This is a genomic window from Methylobacterium sp. J-059, from assembly GCF_022829485.1.
Lineage (GTDB): Bacteria > Pseudomonadota > Alphaproteobacteria > Rhizobiales > Beijerinckiaceae > Methylobacterium.
Genome location: NZ_JAKSYA010000037.1, coordinates 95,569 through 112,310, shown reverse-complemented (window position 1 = coordinate 112,310; position 16,742 = coordinate 95,569). Strand labels below are relative to the sequence as shown.

The window sequence follows — 16,742 nt, the reverse complement described above, 5'->3', positions numbered from 1 at the left end:
CAAAGCGTGGCCGATCCGCCACGGATCGACCGGGCGCACATCCCGTGTCAAGCGCTGCGCCGCACGCCCGGCCGTCGCCACGATGCCAGGTGCCCCGAACGCTTGCCCGGCCCGATGCGCGCATCCCAGATCGTCCCCCTCGTCGTCGCCACCGCCCTGTTCATGGAGAACACCGACTCGACGGTGATCGCCACGGCGCTGCCGACCATCGCTCAGAGCCTCGGCGAGGATCCGATCGCCCTGAAGCTCGCGCTGACCGCCTATCTCGTCAGCCTGGCGATCTTCATCCCCATCAGCGGCTGGATGGCCGACCGCTACGGATCGCGCACGGTGTTCCGCGCGGCGATCGCGGTGTTCATGGCGGGCTCCGTCGCCTGCGCCGTCTCGAGCGGGCTCGCAGGCTTCGTCGCCGCCCGGTTCCTGCAAGGCTTGGGGGGCGCGATGATGGTGCCCGTCGGCCGCCTGGTGATCCTGCGCAGCGTGCCGAAGGCCGAGCTCGTCTCGGCGCTGGCCTACCTGACGATCCCGGCGCTGATCGGCCCGATCATGGGGCCGCCGCTCGGCGGCCTGATCACCACCTATCTCGACTGGCGCTGGATCTTCTTCATCAACATTCCGATCGGCATCGTCGGGATCGTGCTCGCAACCCTATTCTTCGAGGACGTGCGCGAGCCCGAGCGCCCGCCGCTCGATCTCGTCGGCTTCGCCATGCTCGGGCCGGGGCTCGCCGCGCTGATGTTGGGGCTGGCCTCGACCGGCCGCCACCTGCTGCCGGCCTGGATGTCCTGGGCGAGCCTCGGCGGCGGCGCGGTGCTGCTCGCGCTCTACTTCCGGCACTCGCGGCGGATGGCGCATCCGATCCTGCGCCTCGACCTCATGCGTCATCCGACCTTCCGCATCGCGGTGGTCGGCGGCAGCCTGTTCCGCATCGGCACCGGCGCGATCCCGTTCCTGCTGCCGCTGATGCTCCAGGTCGGCTTCGGGCTCGATCCGCTGCAATCGGGGCTGATCACCTTCGCCGCGGCGGCCGGCGCGATGTTCGTGAAGACGATCGGCCCGCGGATCCTGCGCCGCTACGGCTTCCGTCCGGTGATGGTGGCGAACGCCGTCCTCGCCGCGCTCTTCCTCGCGGTGAACGGCCTCTACACCGCCGACACCCCGCATTGGCTGATGCTCGGGATCCTGTTTCTCGGCGGCTGCCTGCGCTCGATCCAGTTCACCTGCGTGAACGCCATCGCCTACGCCGACCTCGAGAAGTCCGAGATGAGCGCGGGCACGAGCCTCGCCAGCGTCGCGCAGCAGATCTCCTTGAGCCTCGGCGTGACGCTCGGCGCCCTGGCGCTCGAAGGCGCCGCCGAATGGCATGGCCGCAGCGCGATCATGGCGGTGGATTTCGGCCCGGCCTTCTTCGCCGTCGCGCTGATCTCGGCGGTCTCGGTCTTCGCCTTCCGCCAGCTCGCGCCGGATGCCGGCGCCGAGGTCTCGGGCCGGATGATCGCGCGTGCCGCGCCCGCCGCCGCACCGGGCGGGCCATAGGTGCAGGCTCCCCTCCCACGGTCCGCTCGCGGAGGCTGCGCGTGAACGTCTCGATCCTGCAACCGCTAATCGCTCAGATCGGGCTGATCGTGGCGCTCTACGTCTGGCTGTCCGTGGCGCGCCTGCGCGCCGTGAGCCGCGGCGAGGTCGCGTACGACGCCTTCGTCCTCGGTCGCGACGAGCCGCGGCCGATCGCGCGGATCACCCGCAACCTCGCCAACCAGTTCGAGCTGCCGGTGCTGATGGTCGGCTGCGTCGCGCTTCTGGCGGCTTTCGGCGAGGTCGGGCGGTTCGACGTCGCCTGCGCCTGGCTGTTCGTCGCCGGCCGGGTCGTGCACACGGCGGTGCAGACCCTGACCGACGACGTGAAGCTGCGCGGACGCGTCTTCGGGATCAATTTCGTGGCGTTCCTCGGGATCGCCGGGCACCTCGGCCTGATCGCCCTGGGGTCGCGGTAGGCCGCTCGGAGCGCATGCTCCGGCGCGGCCGCCTTAGGCGGCCTTGGCCCGGCGCGGCCGGTTTGCATTGGCGCTCGCCTTCGGGGCGCCCTTGGCGGCGGGCTTCGCCGCCGGGCGGCCGGTCGCGTCGGCGCGCCAGCCCTGCCAGCTCCAGGCGCCGGGTCCGGCGAGCGCGTAGATCAGGAAGCCGCCGGCGAGCCCGAGGTCGGCGAGCAGCAGCGTGCGCTCGGCCGCGGCCGCCGGGCCGGAGAACTGCCAGAAGGCGTGGAGTAGCATCGCCGTGAGGCCAGCGAACCCGGCGAGCGCGACGCCGGTGATCCGCGGCAGCACGCCGACGATCAGCGCGAGCGGCCCGAACACCTGCACGACGACGGCGAGCGTCGCCACCGCGTTCGGGGCCGGTACGCCGGCGCCGGCCAGCGTCAGCGCGAAACCGGAGACGTTGAGGGCGCGGGCGATGCCGGTCGGCAGCAGCGCGGCCGCCAGCAGAAGGCGCGCGGCGAGAAGCAGTCCGTCCTGGGCTCGGGCGATCACGCGTGGTCTCCGGTGGTCTGAGGCGAGGACGGCATCGTCGTCCGCACCGCTGAAGACCGGGTTAAGTCGCCCCCGCGCTCAACCGGAAACGCCGCCGCGGAACAGGCGTCCGCGCTCGGTCCACGCCACCACGAGGAGCGCGGCCGCGCCGAGCCCGGCATAGCCGAAGGCGATCGGAAGGGTCGTGCCGTCGAAGCACTGGCCGATCGCGAAACCGCAGAGCGCGCCGAGGATCGTCGTGTAGAACCCGAGGAACGAGGAGGCCGTGCCGGCGATCGCGCCGAGCGGCTGCAGGGCGAGCGCGTTGAAGTTCGGCATCGCGAAGCTGATCAGGAACTGGTTGCCGGCGAGCACCGCGAGGAACAGCGCCAGCGGCGGGTGCCCGCCATAGGCGAGCCCGATCGCGACCTGCCCGAGCGCCACCGCGACGAAGGCCGTCAGCCCCGCATGCGACAGCGCCCGCATACCGAGGCGTCCGACGACCCGGGCGTTGACCAGGGTCGCCGCGCCCATGGCGCCCGCGACCAGCCCGAAGGCCAGGGGGAACAGCGCGCCGAGGTGGTAGAGCCCGGTGTCGAACACCTGCTGGGCCGAGCCGACATAGCCCATGATGCAGCCGGTGAGCAGGCCGAGGGCGGTGGCGTAGCCGATCGCGACGCGACAGCCGAGCGTGGTCCGCAGGGCCTGCCCCGTCGCGGCGAAGGAGAGCGGCCGGCGGTATTCCGGATGCAGCGTCTCGGGCATGCGCGCTAGGAACCAGAGCGCGAGCAGCCCCGCGAGCGCGAGCATCGAGACGAAGACGTAGGTCCAGGAGCCGAGCGCGAGCATCGCCCCGCCGATCGCCGGCGCGATCATCGGCACGATCAGGAACACCATCATGGTGAAGGACATCACGCTCGCCATCTCGCGCCCGGCGAAGCGGTCGCGCACGATCGCGGTCGAGAGCACCCGGCCGCCGGCCGCGCCGAGCCCCTGGATCACGCGGGCGGCGAGCAGCCATCCGAACGACGGCGCGACCATCGCGAGCAGGGTTCCGGCGACGTAGACCAGCAGGCTGCCAATTAGCACGGGACGTCGCCCGAGGGCGTCGGAGACCGGGCCGTAGACGATCTGGGCCGAGCCGAAGCCGATCATGTAGACGTAGATCAGCCATTGCAGGTGGTTCGGGTCGACGACGCCGAAACGGGCCTGGATCGCCGGGAAGGCCGGCAGCAGGTTGTCGATCGAGATCGCGGTGACCGCCATCATCAGCGCGACGATCGCCACGAACTCGACGAAGCCCGGCCCGGTCCAGGGACGCGCGCGCGGGATCGCCTGGCCTTCGGGCGGATGGGGCCGGATCGGTGCTGTCACGGGAACGCCCTTGGCGGCGCGGGAACACCTCCGACGGGAAGGGCCGCACGGGCCGCCTCATCGGGGCGGTTCGCGGCGGGGATGTGGCCGGCGCATGCACGGGACGCCGAGGAGATCCCCCGCCGGCTGCTGGAACGGAAACGGCCTAGCTTCGTTGCATCGCCAACACTCGCTGCATACCCGGAGTTCCCGTGTCGACGCTCGTCCGCATCCTTCTCGCGATCTTCCTGCCGCCGATCGCCGTGCTCGTGACCAACGGTATCGGCCTGCAGTTCCTCCTCAACATCGTCCTGACGCTGATGTTTGGCCTGCCCGGCATGATCCACGCGCTCTGGCTGATGAACCGCGACCGCCCTCTGCTCTGAGCGGCATCGCCGAAACGAAGACAGCCGGCGGTCGCGCGACCGGCGGCTGTCTTCGTTCGACCGAGCGCGTCGCGATCGGTCAGGGCTTCTCGGGCTTGTCCGTCCGAAGCGCGGTCGTCGTCACCTTGCGCACCGGGCGCGGCGCGGCGTGAGCCACCTTGACGGTCTGCGCGGCGACCTTCACCGGCTCGGCAACGACCGCGTCCGCCGTCGGCGTCGCGGGTGTCGGCGTCGCGTCCTTGTCGAAGACCTTGCCGAGCAGCGTCCGGTAGGTGCTCGGATCGTCATCAGCGCCGGCGACCGTGATTCGCGCCGGCTTGGCCTTCGCGGCTTCCTTGACGCCATCGTCGCTGGGGTCGGGCTGCTTGGCCATCAGCGTCCGCGTGCCGGGCTTCATCGCGTCGGGCTTGGCCGTGCCGGGCTTGCCCGCATCCGCCTTGCCGCCCTTGGCGAGGGCTGACGCCGCGGCCTTGGTCGGGATCGGCGCCTCGGGCGCGGCGGCGAGCATCACCGGACGGCCCTTGGCGTCGACCTCGATCTCGCGCGGGCCGGCAGCCAGGCTCTCCGGCCGGCTGACGTCGCCGAGGTTGTGCCGGCCGTAATCCTTGGCGCTGTAGGGCAGCTCGGTCTCGGTGCCGCTGAGGTTGGCGAAGGCGGTGGTCTGCTCGGCGCGGAACACCGGGTTGCCGCCGCCGTCGTCGTAGACCACCCGCGTCGCCGGCGTGCCCTTGGCGACGAGCTCGGCGATCTCCTGGTTGTCGTGGGTGCGCTTCTCGGCGACGAGCGGATCGACCTTCGGCGTGCACGAGCCGGCGGCGGCATCCGCGCCGCCGAATACGTACTTGGTGCCGCACACCCCGACCTTCGGCTCGTCGCGCAGGGCTTCGAAATAGTCGGCGCCTTCCTTGAGGTTGCGCCAAAACGGGGCGTTCGGGTCGTTCCGGTACTTGGCCATGTTTTGTGCCGTCATCCGGAACGGATACGACTGGAACTGGAACGCGCGCTGGCCGCCGGCGAAGGCCTCGCGCGCGACCGCGTAGATCTCCGACATCGACGCGTCGGTCATCGCGAAGCACCCGGCCGACGAGCAGGTGCCGTGGACCATCAGGTAGTTGCCGGTGCTGCCGTTCGCCCGGTCGTAGGCGTTCGGGAAACCGGTGTCGAAGGAAAGGTAGTAGGACGAGTTCGGGTTCATCTGGCCCGGGGTGATCGTGTAGAATCCCTCCGGCGCCTGGCGATCGCCCTGCTTGCGCTTGGGCCCGAGCTGGCCCGACCAACGGCAGATCGGGTAGATCTTCAGGAGCGCGTAGCGACCGTCGGTCCCGCGCTTCCACACCTCCATCTCCGCTTCCTTCTTGTAGGCGCGGATCAGGATCGGGTCGCTCTGCTGCATCCCCTTGGTCTGCATCAGCGACAGGGTCTGGGGCGGGATCGGCGTGAGCGAGCGCGTCGAGGCGCCGTTGATCATCCCGTCCTGGCAACCGCCGAGGGACAGGGCGGCCGCGACGGCCACGGGCGCGATCAGGCGGGACGCTCTGTGGAGACTTGCAACGGCGAACCGGCGCACAGCCATGGGGGAACCTCGTCCTCGAACACACCGCGCGCGGGCCTTGTCGGCAGCCGTCGTGCGTCACTCCCCCACTCTCTAGCTTTGGTAAGCTTACGCCTCCGTTACCGCAAGGATCGGCCCCCCGCCGGCCTCGGCGCGACCGGTCCCGATGTGGATCACGGGGACGGGCGCAGGGTGCGCCGCGACTCCGCCGCGATCAGGTCGACGAGGAACGCGTCGTCAACCGGGTCGGCAAGGCGCAAACCGACTGATGCGGAAGGGGTTTCCACCGTCAGCCAGCGCAGGTCGGGGCGCGTCGGCTCGGCCGCCACGACGCGCCTCGCGGGGCTTCCCGGCACGTGCTGCAAAAAGGTTAAATGGTTCCCCGATCCTCGCTGTGCCAAAATGTCACAAATGCCGTAGGCGACCTCGGGCGGCGTGTGGAGGTGGGTCAACAGCCAGAATTGGTTCTCGGCGACGGGGTTCGACAGCGCGATCCGCAGGCGGCGGACCCCTTCGGCGAGGAAGCGGTAGTCGGCCTCGTCCGAGGCCGGGTCGTGGTGGTTGAAGACGCATGCGAGCCCGTAGCGCTCGCGATACAGCCGGTGGCGCCCGCGCCAGATGCCCTCGCCCTGCCGCTCGTCCAGGGGGATGGTCTCGAGCTGCGATCGATCCAGGAGCGCGGCGAAGTCGTCGGCGAGGCAGTCGCGAACCATCCCCGGCATGGTGAAGATCCAGTCGAACGGCCCCGACCAAGTACGCAACCCGAGCGTCTTCAGCACGTGCGCCATCTGGCAATGGGCGCCCAGGGAGACGTGGTTGACCGGGCCGGGCTCGCGCTCGCTGCCGAGCAGGCCGCCGAGCCTGCGTCCGAGCCCGCGCAGGAAGCCGGTGCCGTAGGGGCCGCCGGGTTCCGGCCGGCTCACAGGCGCCGGCCGATCTCGAGGAACTTGCGGGCGCGGCGGTCGCGGATCTCGTCGGGGGCCACGCCGTCGAACTCGGCCAGCGCGCCGGCCAGGGCGTCGCCCGCCGCGGCGATGGCGCCGGCGCGGTCGCGGTGGGCGCCGCCGGTCGCCTCGGGGACGATGGTGTCGATGATGCCGAGCCGCATCAGGTCCTGCGCGGTGATCTTCATGGCGGTGGCGGCGTCGGGCGCACGGCCCTGGTCGCGCCACAGGATCGAGGCCGCGCCCTCGGGCGAGATCACGCCGTAGATCGCGTGCTCCATCATCAGGACGCGGTTGGCGGTGGCGAGCGCGATGGCGCCGCCCGACCCGCCCTCCCCGATCACCAGCGCGACGTTCGCCACGCCGAGGCCGAGGCAGGCCTCCGTCGAGCGGGCGATGGCCTCGGCTTGGCCGCGCTCCTCGGCCTCGATGCCGGGGAAGGCGCCGGCGGTGTCGACGAAGGCCAGAACCGGCAGCCCGAAGCGGTCGGCGAGCTCCATCAGGCGCACCGCCTTGCGGTAGCCTTCCGGGCGGGCCATCCCGAAATTGTGCCGCAGGCGCGTCTCGGTGGTCGCGCCCTTCTCCTGGCCGAGCACGCAGACCGGCCGGCCGCGGAAGCGACCCATGCCGCCGACGATCGCCGCGTCCTCGCCGAAGCCGCGGTCGCCGGCCATCGGCGTGAAATCCTCGATCAGCCCGGTGCAGTAGTCGACGAAGTGCGGCCGCTGCGGATGCCGGGCGACCTGGGTCTTCTGCCAGGGGGTGAGGTTGGCGTAGATCTCGGCCAGCGCCTGCGCCGCCTTCGCCTCCAGCCGCCCGACCTCCTCGCTGATCGCGACGGCGCCGTCGCGGGCGCCGACGGCGCGGAGTTCCTCCAGCTTCGCCTCAAGCTCGGCCACGGGCTTCTCGAAATCGAGGTAGGAGCGCATCGCCGCCATCGTCGTCACAGTACTCCCATCCGAAGGCCGGTGCGGCTGCGGCGCTGGTGCCGAAGGCCCCGGCCGCGAACGGCGCAGGGTGTTGGCGAAGCGCGGACGGGTGTCAACCGGCGGACCTTCGCCGCAGGGATGCGTCCGTTCCAAGCGTGCGCGCCGAATCCGGCGACGATCGGACGGGTCAGGCCGCCTGGGCCTCGACGCGGTTCCGCCCCAGCGCCTTGGCGCGGTAGAGCGCGAGGTCGGCGCGCTTCAGCATCTCGCCGGGGCCGACATCCTCGGGCTGACGGGTCGCGACGCCGATCGACACGGTGACGGGGACGCTGCGTGTGTCGCGATGGATCGAGAACGGCATGCCCTCGATCCGCTCGCGGATGCGCTCGGCGATGGCGTGGGCCTCGGCGAGGCCGGCATCGGGCAGGATGATGACCACCTCCTCGCCGCCGTAGCGGGCGACGATGTCGATGGTGCGGGTGTGCAGGCGGACGCGGTCGGCGAAGGTGCGCAGCACCTCGTCGCCGGCTTCGTGGCCGTGGGTGTCGTTGATCGCCTTGAAGTGATCGATGTCGAGGATCAGCCCGGCGACCGGGCGCTCGCGCAGCCGCGGATCGGAGAACAGGCCGGCGAGGTGGTTGTCGAGGTAGCGCCGGTTGTGCAGTCCGGTGAGCCCGTCGGTGACGGCCATCTCCATCGACGCCTGCACCGCGCTGCGCAGAACCTCGGAGAATCGCTTGCGGCGGATCTGGGTGCGGACCCGCGCGACCAGCTCGTTGCGGTCGATCGGGCGGAGCAGGTAGTCGTGGACACCGAAATCGAGGCCGCGCACGATGCGGGCGCGGTCATGCGCCTCGGCCAGCATGATCAGCGGCACCTGCCGGGTCCGCTCCAGGTTGCGCAGCTGGCTGCACAGGCGCAGCCCGTCGAAGCCCTCGAGGTCGAGGCTGACCAGGACGAGGTCGAAGCCGCCCTCGGCCGCCACGTGGATCGCCGCCTGCGGATCGGTCTCGAGCGTGACCGCGTGGAACTGGCCGAGCGCCGCCGCCATCCGCTCGGCCGAGCCGCGCCGATCCTCGACCAGCAGCAGGCTTGCGTTGAGGCCGGTCTCGGCGGTGGCGAGCGCCAGCGGGTCGCCCATGCCGAACTCGCGCGAGGCGAGCGCGCGGCTGCGCAGCTCGTCGGTCACGGCCTTCAGGCGCACGAGGCTGCGGACGCGGCTGAACAGCGCGGTGTCGTCGATCGGCTTGGTCAGGAAATCGTCGGCGCCGGCGTCGAGGCCCTTCAGGCGGTCCGAGGGTTGGTCGAGGGCCGTGACCATCACCACCGGCAGGTGCGCGGTGAGCGGGTTGTTCTTGAGGATGCGGCAGACCTCGAACCCGTCCATGCCGGGCATCATCACGTCGAGGAGGACGAGGTCGCACAGGCCCTTCTCGCAGATCGCGATCGCGTCCGGGCCGTTCATGGCCGCGACGGTGTCGAAGTATTCCAGCGCGAGCTTCGTTTCGAGAAGCTTCACGTTCGGGAAGAGGTCGTCGACGATCAGGACGCGGGCCGACATCGTTCCTCGCACAAGGTTTCAGCGGGCGATCGCAGGCGCCGTCGAGGGCTCGATCCGGACCTTACTTGTCGGCAAGATACGTGCGAACCGTTGCCAAAAACTTCGCGACGGAGATCGGTTTGGACAAATATGCCTCGCAACCGCCCTCGAGAATGCGTTCCTCGTCCCCCTTCATGGCGAAGGCGGTGATGGCGACGACGGGAATGTGCTTGAGGTCGTCGTCCTCCTTGAGCCACTTGGTCACCTCGAGCCCCGAAACCTCGGGAAGCTGGATGTCCATCAGGATCAGGTCGGGATGGTGGGCACGCGCGAGCTCGATCGCCTCGATGCCGTTGGCCGTCTTGAGGGTCGCGTAACCGTGGGCCTCCAACAAGTCGTTGAAGAGCTTCATGTTCAGTTCGTTGTCCTCGACGATCAACACCGTTTTCGTCATCACGCTTCGATCCCGGTGCCGCCGCGCGTCCTTTACGGGACGTTACCCGACCTCACGCCTTTGTAAGCGACAGATGTTGATGAATCGCAAATCACTTCAAGACGATGGGTCGACGCGAGCCACCGCCGCCGACCACAACCTGGCCGTCGACGTGCTCGGCTGGATGGTCGCCGACGAGGACCGCCTGTTCCCGTTCCTCAACGCGACCGGGCTGTCGCCCGAGGACGTCCGCGCGTCGCTGTCCGACCCGGCCTTCCTCGTCGGCGTGCTCGACCACGTCATGGGCGACGAGCCGGTGCTGCTCGCCTGCGCGCAGGGGCTCGACATCAAGCCCGAGCGCATCGCGGCGGCGTGGCGACGGCTCTCGCCGCAACAATCCGACGAGTTCTAAAGGGCCGCGTGCCGGCTACGGGGCGCACGGCTTGTCCGGCGCCTTGTCGAGCTCGAGGCGGGTCATGTCGCCGAGGATCGCGAAGTCGCCGTAGTCGAGCTTGAGCGCGCCGCTGACCCCGTTCTCGTAGAGGTCGAAGGTAAGGGTGTAGATCGGCGTGCGCTCGCCCTCCCCTTGCGTGAAGTAGCTCAGCGTCACCGGCCAGTGCGGCACGGCGGCCATCGCACCCTCGTGCAGCGGCTTGTCGCGGTCCGACGCGGCGGCGTTCGCCGGCGCCGTCGCACGGCGGCCGATCACGGCCAGGGTGTCGTAGACCTTGCGGCCGTCGTCCGACCCGTCGAACACTTTGGCCGACATCGTGGTGTCGCCGGCCCGCGCGGCCTGGACGAGGCGGCGCATGTGCAGGCTCGGGAACAGCACCGGGCCGGCGGCGGTGAACTGGTCCTTCTTCGGCTCCTTGAGCCGGACCTTGAACGCGTCGCCGCTCGCATCCGCGGTGCCGTCGACGGCCGGGCTCGGCTGTCCGTTCAGCACCGTCACCGTGCGGAAGCGGAAATCGCGGGCCTCGCCGCCCTCGAAGGTGGTGTTGCGCAGGTCCGAGGTCCGGCTGCCGCTCTCGCCGGATTCGAGCACCGTCACCTGGCGGGTCTGCATGGTGTAGCCGCGGCAGGAGTCGCCCTTGAACTCGATCACGATGCGCCCGCGCGCGCTCTCGACCGCCCGGGTCCCGCCGGTGGAGGCGAGCGACAGGTCGTAGACCGCCTTGTGGTTGGCGAGGATCACCGGCTCGGGCTTTCCGGGCTTCGGATCCTCGGGCTTTGCCGCCTCGGGCGCCGGCTTGGCCGAGGCGTCGGGCGTGGCCGGCGCCGCATGGGCCATGCCGCCGAAGCAGGCCGCGCCGGCGAGGAACGCGGCGACGAGGGCGGTGGCGTGGCGTGGCATCGTGAAAACTCCCGAGGCGGTGACGGCCGAAGTTGAGGCGCAGGCTGCAGGTAGTGGGTGCCGGGCCCGGAGCAATGCCGGGCGCCGGATCAGCGGTAGCCGGCCGCCTGAAGCTCGAACAGCTCGGCGTAGCGTCCGCCGAGGGCGACGAGCGCGTCGTGCGTGCCGGCTTCGAGCACCTTTCCGTCCTCCAGCACCAGGATGCGATCGGCCATCCGAACGGTGGAGAATCGGTGCGAGATCAGCACCGCGGCCCGCCCGGCGCTGAGGTCGCGGAAGCGGCGGAACACGTCGTACTCGGCGCGCGCGTCGAGCGCGGCCGTCGGCTCGTCGAGGATCAGGATCTCGGCGTCGCGCATGTAGGCCCGGGACAGGGCGATCTTCTGCCACTGGCCCCCGGACAGGTCGACGCCGCCGTCGAAGCGCTTGCCGAGGGGCTGGTCGTATCCGGCCGGCAGGCGCGCGATGACCGCGTCGGCGAGGCCGCGCACAGCCGCACGGCCGATGCGCTCGGCATCGTCCCGGGCCTCGATCCGCCCGACGGCGACGTTCTCGCCGGCGGTGAGGTCGAAGCGGACGAAATCCTGGAAGATCGCACCGATGCGGCCGCGGAGCGCGTCGAGGTCGTAGGCCTGCAGCGGCAGGCCGTCGAGCAGGATGCGCCCCTCGGTCGGGTCGTAGAGCCGGGTCATCAGCTTGACGATCGTGGTCTTGCCGGCCCCGTTCTCGCCGACGAGCGCCAGGGTCTCGCCCGCCGCGAGGGTGAAGCTCAGGTGCCGCACCGCCCACGCGTCGACGCCGGGATAGCGGAAGCCGACATCCTCGAAGGCGAGGCCCTGGCGGATCGTCGCCGGCAGGGGTGCCGGGGTCTCGGGCGAGCGGATCGACGGCGCGATCGCGAAGAACGAGAACAGGTCGTCGAGGTACTGCGTCTGCCCGGCGATCTGGGTGAACCCGAGCAGCAGGCCCTCGATCAGCCCGCGCAGGCGCTGGAAGGCGCCGGCAAGGAAGGCGAGATCGCCGATCGAGAAGCCGCCCGCCACAGTGCGCCAGACGATGACGGCGTAGGCGGCGTAGTAGGCCAGCGTGCCGAGCGCCGCGAAGGCGCCGCCCCAGCCGGCGCGGCGGATCGCCAGCGCGCGGTTGTCGGCCACCACCTTGTCGGCGAGGCCGGCATAGAGGTCGGTGATGTAGCCGTTCAGGCCGAACAGCTTGACCTCCTTGGCCGATTCGACGCTGGCGCCGAGGTAGCGCAGGTAGTCGATCCGCCGCCGTTCCGGGGTGCGGATCCAGGCGAGGCGGTAACCGGCTCGGGTGAAGTGCGCCTCGTTGAGGAAGGCCGGCACCAGCGCCGCCGCGATCAGCACGATCAGCCACGGGGTGTAGACCGCGACGCCCGCGGCGAACGAGAGCAAAGTCACCAGGGCCTGCCCCTGCCCGAACACCTGGGCGATCAGGCTGGTGCGCCCGGTGACCTGCCGGCGCGCCCGCTCAAGCCGGTCCTGCTGTGCGCTGTCCTCGAACTGCGCGAGGTCGAGGGCCGCCGCATGGCGCATCAGCCGGAGCGAGGCGGCGTTGGAATAGAGGTCGGCGACCAACCCGTCGACCAACGTGCTGAGGCGTCCGATCAGGTCGGAGAGGATCGCCAGGGCGAGTTCGGCCGCGACCAAGGCCGCGAGCCGCGACAGGTGCGGGTCCGAGAGCCACGCATCGACGCTCATCGGCGTCGCCCGCGGCCGGGCATGTTCCGCGACGATCGCGTCGAGGATCAGCTTCGCGAGCCACAGGGTCGCCACCGGCAGCCCGGCGCCGACGAGGCGCAGGGCGAGGCTGGCGGCGAACAGGCGCGGGCTCGCGGCGCGGACCTGCGCGAACAGGGCCGGCAGGTAGCGCAGCGATCCGAAGCGTTCGGAGATGTGTCGCCTGGCGGCGGCGAGCGGGGCGGCCAGGGCGGGGTCGAGGCGGGCGGTCGGCATCCCGGCGGGTATGGGCCGGCGCGGAGCCGGCGTCGATGCCGAAGGCCCCGCGAGCCGTCCGAAGGTCTTCCGCGCCGACGCTTGTTGACGGCCGGCCCGATCGTCTACGCCGTGCTTTGCTCCGGCAGCGCAACGTCTCTATCTTGCCAAGCGTTTGCAAAACTTGCCAAGCGTTTGCCAAACAACACGGATGGGAGGGGCGATGCTGAGCGGTTCGACGATTCTGCGGATCTCGCTTCTGCTGGTCGTCGCGGGCTGCCTCGCCGCCCTGATCCAGTATTTTCTGCCGCACGCACCGTCGCCGGCGCAGGCGCCGCCGGTCTCCGTGCCGCCGGCATCCGTCGCCCCGGCGCCGCGAAAGGTCGGGACGCCGACGCTGGTCCCGTCCCCCGCAGCGCCTCGAGCGGACCTCGCCGCGCCGCCGGTATCGCCGGATCCCGCGCCCACACCCGGTCCGGCACCCCAGCCGACCGCGGAAGCCCCGGTTCTCTCGCAATCCGTGCCGGAGTCGCAACCGACCGGTCAGGCGGAGGTGAACGAGGCCGGCGACAGCGCCGGACCGCGCGCGCTGGCGCTGGTCGACCTCAACACCGCATCGCTGGCGGAGCTGAACGGGTTGCGCGGCGGCGGCAGCATCGGGCGGGCGATCATCCAGCGCCGGCCCTACACGACGATCGACCAGTTGCTGTCGAAGCGCGTGCTCAGCCGCGCGACCTACGACAAGATCAAGGATCAGATCACGATCCGCTGAGATGCCCGCGACCGCGAAGCCGAGCTGTCCTTGTCGGGGGCCGGAGCGGTGCCGCAACTGGCGCAGCCTGCGCCGGTTGCCTATTGTGGACCCTACGGACGGATCGTCTGCGCGGGCGATCCCCGATCAAGGTGCGAGGAGCTGCGCATGTTCACCCAGACCGGCAGCGCGATCCTTCGGGACGACCTCGGCGTCGAGGAGACGACCGAGACCGACAACATCGTGCGGTGGGACGGCGAGCGGCTCTACGTCGAGCACGACGTCTACCACAACGGGCAGCTGGTCCACCGCAAGTACCGCCGCAACGTGACCGAGCCGGTCGCCCGCGCGCTGCTCGCCGTGATCAACCGCGCCAAGCAATGAGGCGCGTCGTCCTGGCAGCCCTGACGGGTCTCGCACTCGGCGGTCCCGCCGTCGCGCAGGTCGGCGTGCGCTACGTCGCGCCGGAGCGCTTCACCGACGCGGAGGACCGTTGGGCCTCCTCCGGCCGGAGCCTGCGGCTGACGCTGGCGGAGATGACGCGGATCTTCCAGGACCTCGGCAGCCGGCGCCTCGGCCCCGACGAGAGCCTCGACATCACCGTCCTCGACATCGATCTCGCCGGGTACGAGCGGCCGGGCTTCGGCACGCCGAGTGGCCTGCGGATCGTCCAGGACTTCACGCCGCCGCGGATCCGGCTCGCCTACGCACTGCGGCGTGGCAAGCGGGTGGTCGCCAGCGGCGAGGATACGGTCACCGACCCCAACTTCATGCTGACGGCCAACCCACGCTTCTCGACCGGCGGCCTGTATTACGAGCGCGCGGTGCTGCGCGACTGGTTCGCGCGCCGCTTCCCGGTTCCGGCCGGCCGCGGCTGACGGACGTTTCGCGCGCCGAACCGCGCGGCTCGACCGCGGCTCACGCCGGCCAGCGCGGCGTGCGCTTCTGAAGGAAGGCATCGATGCCCTCGTCGGCGTCGGCGAGCATCATGTTCCGGGTCATGACCTCGGCGGCGTAGGCGTAGGCCTCCTCGAGGCCGAGCTCCGCCTGGCGGCCGAAGGCTTCCTTGCCGATCGCCACCACCCGCGCCGACTTGCCCGCGATGCGCATCGCCATCGCCTGCACCGTCGCATCGAGATCGGCGGTCAGCACCGCACGGTTGACGAGGCCGATGTGCAACGCCTCCGCGGCGTCGATCGGCTCGCCGAGCAGCAGCATCTCCATCGCCGCCTTGCGCGGCACCGCGCGGGAGAGCGCGACCATTGGGGTCGAGCAGAACAGGCCGATGTTGACCCCGGGCGTCGCGAAGCGGGCGTCGTCGGCGCAGACCGCGAGATCGCAGGTCGCGACCAGCTGGCAGCCGGCGGCGGTGGCGATGCCGTGAACCTGCGCGATCACCGGCTGCGGCAGCCGGGTGATCGCCAGCATCAGCCGGGAGCAGGCGCGGAACACCTCGGCCGCGGCCTCGCGCCCGGGATGCGCGCGCATCTCCTTGAGATCGTGACCGGCGCAGAAGGCCGGCCCGGCGCCGCGCAGCACGACGACGCGCACGGCTCGATCCTCGGCGATCGCGTCGAGCGCATCCTGCAAGGCCGCCATCAGCCCGAGGGACAGCGCGTTGCGGGCCGGACCGCGGTTCAGCGTCAGCGTGGCGATGCCTTCGGCATCCGCGCGAAGCAGCAGCGGCGCGTCGGTCTGCGCGGTCGAGGACATGCCCTGGCTCCCGTCTCGATGGCCGGTCAAGCCTATCACGGACGCGTCGGGTTTCGAGGATGGCTCAGGCCCGGCGCGCCGGCAGCGCCTGCGGGGCGAGCGGGGCGTCGTCGTACTCGGCGATCTCGAGGTCGATGCGGGCGAAGTCGGCGCCGCCGTGCCACCACACCAGCGGCTGAACCGAGACGAGGCCCTGGACGCTGCACAGCGTCTCCGCGAGGCCGGCGTCGACGAACAGGTGGCGCGGGCCGATCGCGTCGAGGCTCCGGGCAAGCGCGGTCCCGCGCAGGGTGAGGTCGAGCGGCATCACGGTGACGCCGACGGAGCCAAGGCCCTGCCAGATCGCGAGCACGTCGGGCTGGTTGCGCATCAGCAGGGCGACGACGTCGCCTTCCCCCAGCCGCTCGTGCAGGGCCCAGCGGGCGTAGCGGTTGCGGCGCTCGCCCGAGGGTGCGTCGCTCGGTTCGGCGAGGCGCAGCGACGGCGGCACGAAGGCGGGATCTGGCTCTGCGCGGTGGTCGAGGGCGAAGTGCATGCGGCGTCCAGTCCGGCTCATTGCGGAAGATGTCGGACTCCGATCTGCTCGCCACCGGTTAATAGCAGGCTTCGAACCCCCGCGTAGGGCAGGATCAAGTCGAAACAAGTTCCGCGGTTCCGCAAGGCAGACGAGGGACCGGGACGGCCAGTGACGCGGTAGAAACGCCGCTATCGATTGCAACGCAGGTAACGCTTAACCACGAACGACCTTCACCTTTGTCCTGCGTGGCCTGAGGCAATCCGTCGGGCCGCTCCCCCTGGGCGGCGTTCACCGTTCGGCGTATCTCGCCCGTCTCAACGACTCGCAAGAAGTCGTCGACGACGATGAGGAAACTTTCGCCCATGCGCATGTTCGCCACGCCGGCCGCCGCGGCCGCCCTCCTGAGCCTCGGTCTCGCCGCGCAGCCCGCCGCGGCGCAGATCCGCAACGCCCCGGCCCCGCGGGCGCTGGAATTCGCAGCCTACATCTTCGCGGCGTCGAACGTCTGCGGCTATCGGATCGGGACCGACACCTTCGAGGCGCTGCTGGTCAAGCAGGGCACCCGATCGGCCGACGTCAGCCCGCGCGGCCCGTTCGGCGGCCGGGTGCAGTCGATGTTCGCGCTGATGTCGAACGACATGGCCCAGCATCGCGAGAAGGCGTGCCTCGCCGTCGCCGGCGAATACGGCCCCGAAGGCACGGTCGCGAAGGACGTGCTGCTGCCGGCCGCAGCCGACGCGCCGCCCGCCGGCGCCGACACGCCCGCGCCACCGGCACCGGCGCCGAAGCCCGCCCAGTAACGCTGCGG

Annotated in this window: 19 protein-coding genes; 8 read left to right on the top strand and 11 right to left on the bottom strand. The window is 70.8% G+C overall.

Annotated elements, in window-relative coordinates:
* The first annotated feature begins 114 nt into the window (after positions 1 to 114).
* Both MKK55_RS03960 and MKK55_RS03955 read left to right on the top strand, forming a co-directional pair.
* The gene (locus MKK55_RS03960; protein ID WP_243933391.1) at positions 115 to 1,536 is read left to right on the top strand and encodes an MFS transporter; all 1,422 of its coding nucleotides are present in this window, start codon (positions 115 to 117) and stop codon (positions 1,534 to 1,536) included.
* A 41-nt stretch (positions 1,537 to 1,577) separates the two neighbouring features.
* Positions 1,578 to 1,994, top strand: a complete 417-nt coding sequence (locus tag MKK55_RS03955; protein ID WP_243933389.1) for an MAPEG family protein — start codon at positions 1,578 to 1,580, stop codon at positions 1,992 to 1,994.
* 33 nt (positions 1,995 to 2,027) lie between these two features.
* Here the strand turns inward: MKK55_RS03955 and MKK55_RS03950 are convergent, their stop codons facing one another.
* Both MKK55_RS03950 and MKK55_RS03945 read right to left on the bottom strand, forming a co-directional pair.
* Positions 2,028 to 2,528 (bottom strand): DoxX family protein, encoded by a 501-nt coding sequence (locus tag MKK55_RS03950; RefSeq protein ID WP_243933388.1) that lies wholly within the window; start codon positions 2,526 to 2,528, stop codon positions 2,028 to 2,030.
* Between the two features lie 78 nt (positions 2,529 to 2,606).
* Positions 2,607 to 3,881, bottom strand: a complete 1,275-nt coding sequence (locus MKK55_RS03945; protein ID WP_243933387.1) for a multidrug effflux MFS transporter — start codon at positions 3,879 to 3,881, stop codon at positions 2,607 to 2,609.
* A 191-nt stretch (positions 3,882 to 4,072) separates the two neighbouring features.
* Between MKK55_RS03945 and MKK55_RS03940 the strand changes: the two genes are divergently transcribed.
* Positions 4,073 to 4,246, top strand: coding sequence for a YqaE/Pmp3 family membrane protein (locus tag MKK55_RS03940; protein ID WP_147728777.1), 174 nt, complete (start codon positions 4,073 to 4,075; stop codon positions 4,244 to 4,246).
* A 79-nt stretch (positions 4,247 to 4,325) separates the two neighbouring features.
* Here MKK55_RS03940 and MKK55_RS03935 read toward each other — a convergent pair whose 3' ends face one another.
* The 5 genes from MKK55_RS03935 to MKK55_RS03915 form a co-directional block, all read right to left on the bottom strand.
* A complete protein-coding gene (locus MKK55_RS03935; protein WP_409566010.1) occupies positions 4,326 to 5,819 on the bottom strand; it encodes a L,D-transpeptidase family protein in 1,494 nt (497 codons plus the stop codon).
* 152 nt (positions 5,820 to 5,971) lie between these two features.
* A complete protein-coding gene (locus tag MKK55_RS03930; RefSeq protein ID WP_147842764.1) occupies positions 5,972 to 6,721 on the bottom strand; it encodes a DUF1796 family putative cysteine peptidase in 750 nt (249 codons plus the stop codon).
* Entirely contained in the window at positions 6,718 to 7,671 is a 954-nt protein-coding gene (locus MKK55_RS03925; protein WP_243933411.1) for an acetyl-CoA carboxylase carboxyltransferase subunit alpha, read from the bottom strand. The genes MKK55_RS03930 and MKK55_RS03925 overlap by 4 nt, the downstream gene beginning before the upstream one ends.
* Before the next feature lie 187 nt (positions 7,672 to 7,858).
* Positions 7,859 to 9,232, bottom strand: coding sequence for a PleD family two-component system response regulator (locus MKK55_RS03920; RefSeq protein WP_147728255.1), 1,374 nt, complete (start codon positions 9,230 to 9,232; stop codon positions 7,859 to 7,861).
* 61 nt (positions 9,233 to 9,293) lie between these two features.
* Entirely contained in the window at positions 9,294 to 9,665 is a 372-nt protein-coding gene (locus MKK55_RS03915; RefSeq protein WP_147728258.1) for a response regulator, read from the bottom strand.
* A 79-nt stretch (positions 9,666 to 9,744) separates the two neighbouring features.
* Between MKK55_RS03915 and MKK55_RS03910 the strand changes: the two genes are divergently transcribed.
* Positions 9,745 to 10,056 (top strand): DUF3572 domain-containing protein, encoded by a 312-nt coding sequence (locus tag MKK55_RS03910; RefSeq protein ID WP_147728254.1) that lies wholly within the window; start codon positions 9,745 to 9,747, stop codon positions 10,054 to 10,056.
* Positions 10,057 to 10,071: 15 nt separating this feature from the next.
* On the opposite strand, the gene MKK55_RS03905 is transcribed toward MKK55_RS03910, so the two are convergent.
* Both MKK55_RS03905 and MKK55_RS03900 read right to left on the bottom strand, forming a co-directional pair.
* Positions 10,072 to 10,935: a cell envelope integrity EipB family protein gene (locus tag MKK55_RS03905; RefSeq protein WP_147728257.1), complete on the bottom strand. Its 864-nt coding sequence runs from the start codon at positions 10,933 to 10,935 to the stop codon at positions 10,072 to 10,074.
* A 152-nt stretch (positions 10,936 to 11,087) separates the two neighbouring features.
* A complete protein-coding gene (locus tag MKK55_RS03900; protein WP_243933385.1) occupies positions 11,088 to 12,974 on the bottom strand; it encodes an ABC transporter ATP-binding protein in 1,887 nt (628 codons plus the stop codon).
* 202 nt (positions 12,975 to 13,176) lie between these two features.
* On the opposite strand from MKK55_RS03900, the gene MKK55_RS03895 reads away from it, so the two are divergent.
* The 3 genes from MKK55_RS03895 (at position 13,177) to MKK55_RS03885 (ending at position 14,582) form a co-directional block, all read left to right on the top strand.
* Positions 13,177 to 13,725 (top strand): ComEA family DNA-binding protein, encoded by a 549-nt coding sequence (locus MKK55_RS03895; RefSeq protein ID WP_243933384.1) that lies wholly within the window; start codon positions 13,177 to 13,179, stop codon positions 13,723 to 13,725.
* Between the two features lie 147 nt (positions 13,726 to 13,872).
* Complete coding sequence (locus MKK55_RS03890) at positions 13,873 to 14,088, top strand: hypothetical protein (RefSeq protein ID WP_147728766.1); 216 nt, start codon at positions 13,873 to 13,875, stop codon at positions 14,086 to 14,088.
* The gene (locus MKK55_RS03885) at positions 14,085 to 14,582 is read left to right on the top strand and encodes a DUF3016 domain-containing protein (RefSeq protein ID WP_147728765.1); all 498 of its coding nucleotides are present in this window, start codon (positions 14,085 to 14,087) and stop codon (positions 14,580 to 14,582) included. Before MKK55_RS03890 ends, MKK55_RS03885 begins: the two co-directional genes overlap by 4 nt.
* 40 nt (positions 14,583 to 14,622) lie before the next feature.
* Here the strand turns inward: MKK55_RS03885 and MKK55_RS03880 are convergent, their stop codons facing one another.
* Together MKK55_RS03880 and MKK55_RS03875 are read right to left on the bottom strand one after the other, a co-directional pair.
* Complete coding sequence (locus MKK55_RS03880) at positions 14,623 to 15,417, bottom strand: enoyl-CoA hydratase (protein ID WP_243933382.1); 795 nt, start codon at positions 15,415 to 15,417, stop codon at positions 14,623 to 14,625.
* A 64-nt stretch (positions 15,418 to 15,481) separates the two neighbouring features.
* Positions 15,482 to 15,952 (bottom strand): AMP-binding protein, encoded by a 471-nt coding sequence (locus MKK55_RS03875; protein ID WP_243933380.1) that lies wholly within the window; start codon positions 15,950 to 15,952, stop codon positions 15,482 to 15,484.
* A gap of 350 nt (positions 15,953 to 16,302) precedes the next feature.
* Here MKK55_RS03875 and MKK55_RS03870 point away from each other — a divergent pair, with 350 nt between their 5' ends.
* On the top strand, positions 16,303 to 16,734 hold the full coding sequence (locus MKK55_RS03870) for a hypothetical protein (protein ID WP_147858201.1): 432 nt from the start codon (positions 16,303 to 16,305) through the stop codon (positions 16,732 to 16,734).
* Positions 16,735 to 16,742: the final 8 nt, after the last annotated feature.

Excerpts from the sequence above, each read along its gene's own strand:
- MKK55_RS03960 (WP_243933391.1), top strand. The coding sequence starts at position 115 with ATGCGCGCATCCCAGATCGTCCCCCTCGTCGTCGCCACCGCCCTGTTC.
- MKK55_RS03935 (WP_409566010.1), bottom strand. The coding sequence starts at position 5,819 with ATGGCTGTGCGCCGGTTCGCCGTTGCAAGTCTCCACAGAGCGTCCCGC.
- MKK55_RS03925 (WP_243933411.1), bottom strand. The coding sequence starts at position 7,671 with ATGCGCTCCTACCTCGATTTCGAGAAGCCCGTGGCCGAGCTTGAGGCG.
- MKK55_RS03920 (WP_147728255.1), bottom strand. The coding sequence starts at position 9,232 with ATGTCGGCCCGCGTCCTGATCGTCGACGACCTCTTCCCGAACGTGAAG.
- MKK55_RS03915 (WP_147728258.1), bottom strand. The coding sequence starts at position 9,665 with ATGACGAAAACGGTGTTGATCGTCGAGGACAACGAACTGAACATGAAG.
- MKK55_RS03910 (WP_147728254.1), top strand. The coding sequence starts at position 9,745 with ATGAATCGCAAATCACTTCAAGACGATGGGTCGACGCGAGCCACCGCC.
- MKK55_RS03905 (WP_147728257.1), bottom strand. The coding sequence starts at position 10,935 with ATGGCCCATGCGGCGCCGGCCACGCCCGACGCCTCGGCCAAGCCGGCG.
- MKK55_RS03900 (WP_243933385.1), bottom strand. The coding sequence starts at position 12,974 with ATGCCGACCGCCCGCCTCGACCCCGCCCTGGCCGCCCCGCTCGCCGCC.
- MKK55_RS03895 (WP_243933384.1), top strand. The coding sequence starts at position 13,177 with ATGCTGAGCGGTTCGACGATTCTGCGGATCTCGCTTCTGCTGGTCGTC.
- MKK55_RS03890 (WP_147728766.1), top strand. The coding sequence starts at position 13,873 with ATGTTCACCCAGACCGGCAGCGCGATCCTTCGGGACGACCTCGGCGTC.
- MKK55_RS03885 (WP_147728765.1), top strand. The coding sequence starts at position 14,085 with ATGAGGCGCGTCGTCCTGGCAGCCCTGACGGGTCTCGCACTCGGCGGT.
- MKK55_RS03880 (WP_243933382.1), bottom strand. The coding sequence starts at position 15,417 with ATGTCCTCGACCGCGCAGACCGACGCGCCGCTGCTGCTTCGCGCGGAT.
- MKK55_RS03875 (WP_243933380.1), bottom strand. The coding sequence starts at position 15,952 with ATGCACTTCGCCCTCGACCACCGCGCAGAGCCAGATCCCGCCTTCGTG.
- MKK55_RS03870 (WP_147858201.1), top strand. The coding sequence starts at position 16,303 with ATGTTCGCCACGCCGGCCGCCGCGGCCGCCCTCCTGAGCCTCGGTCTC.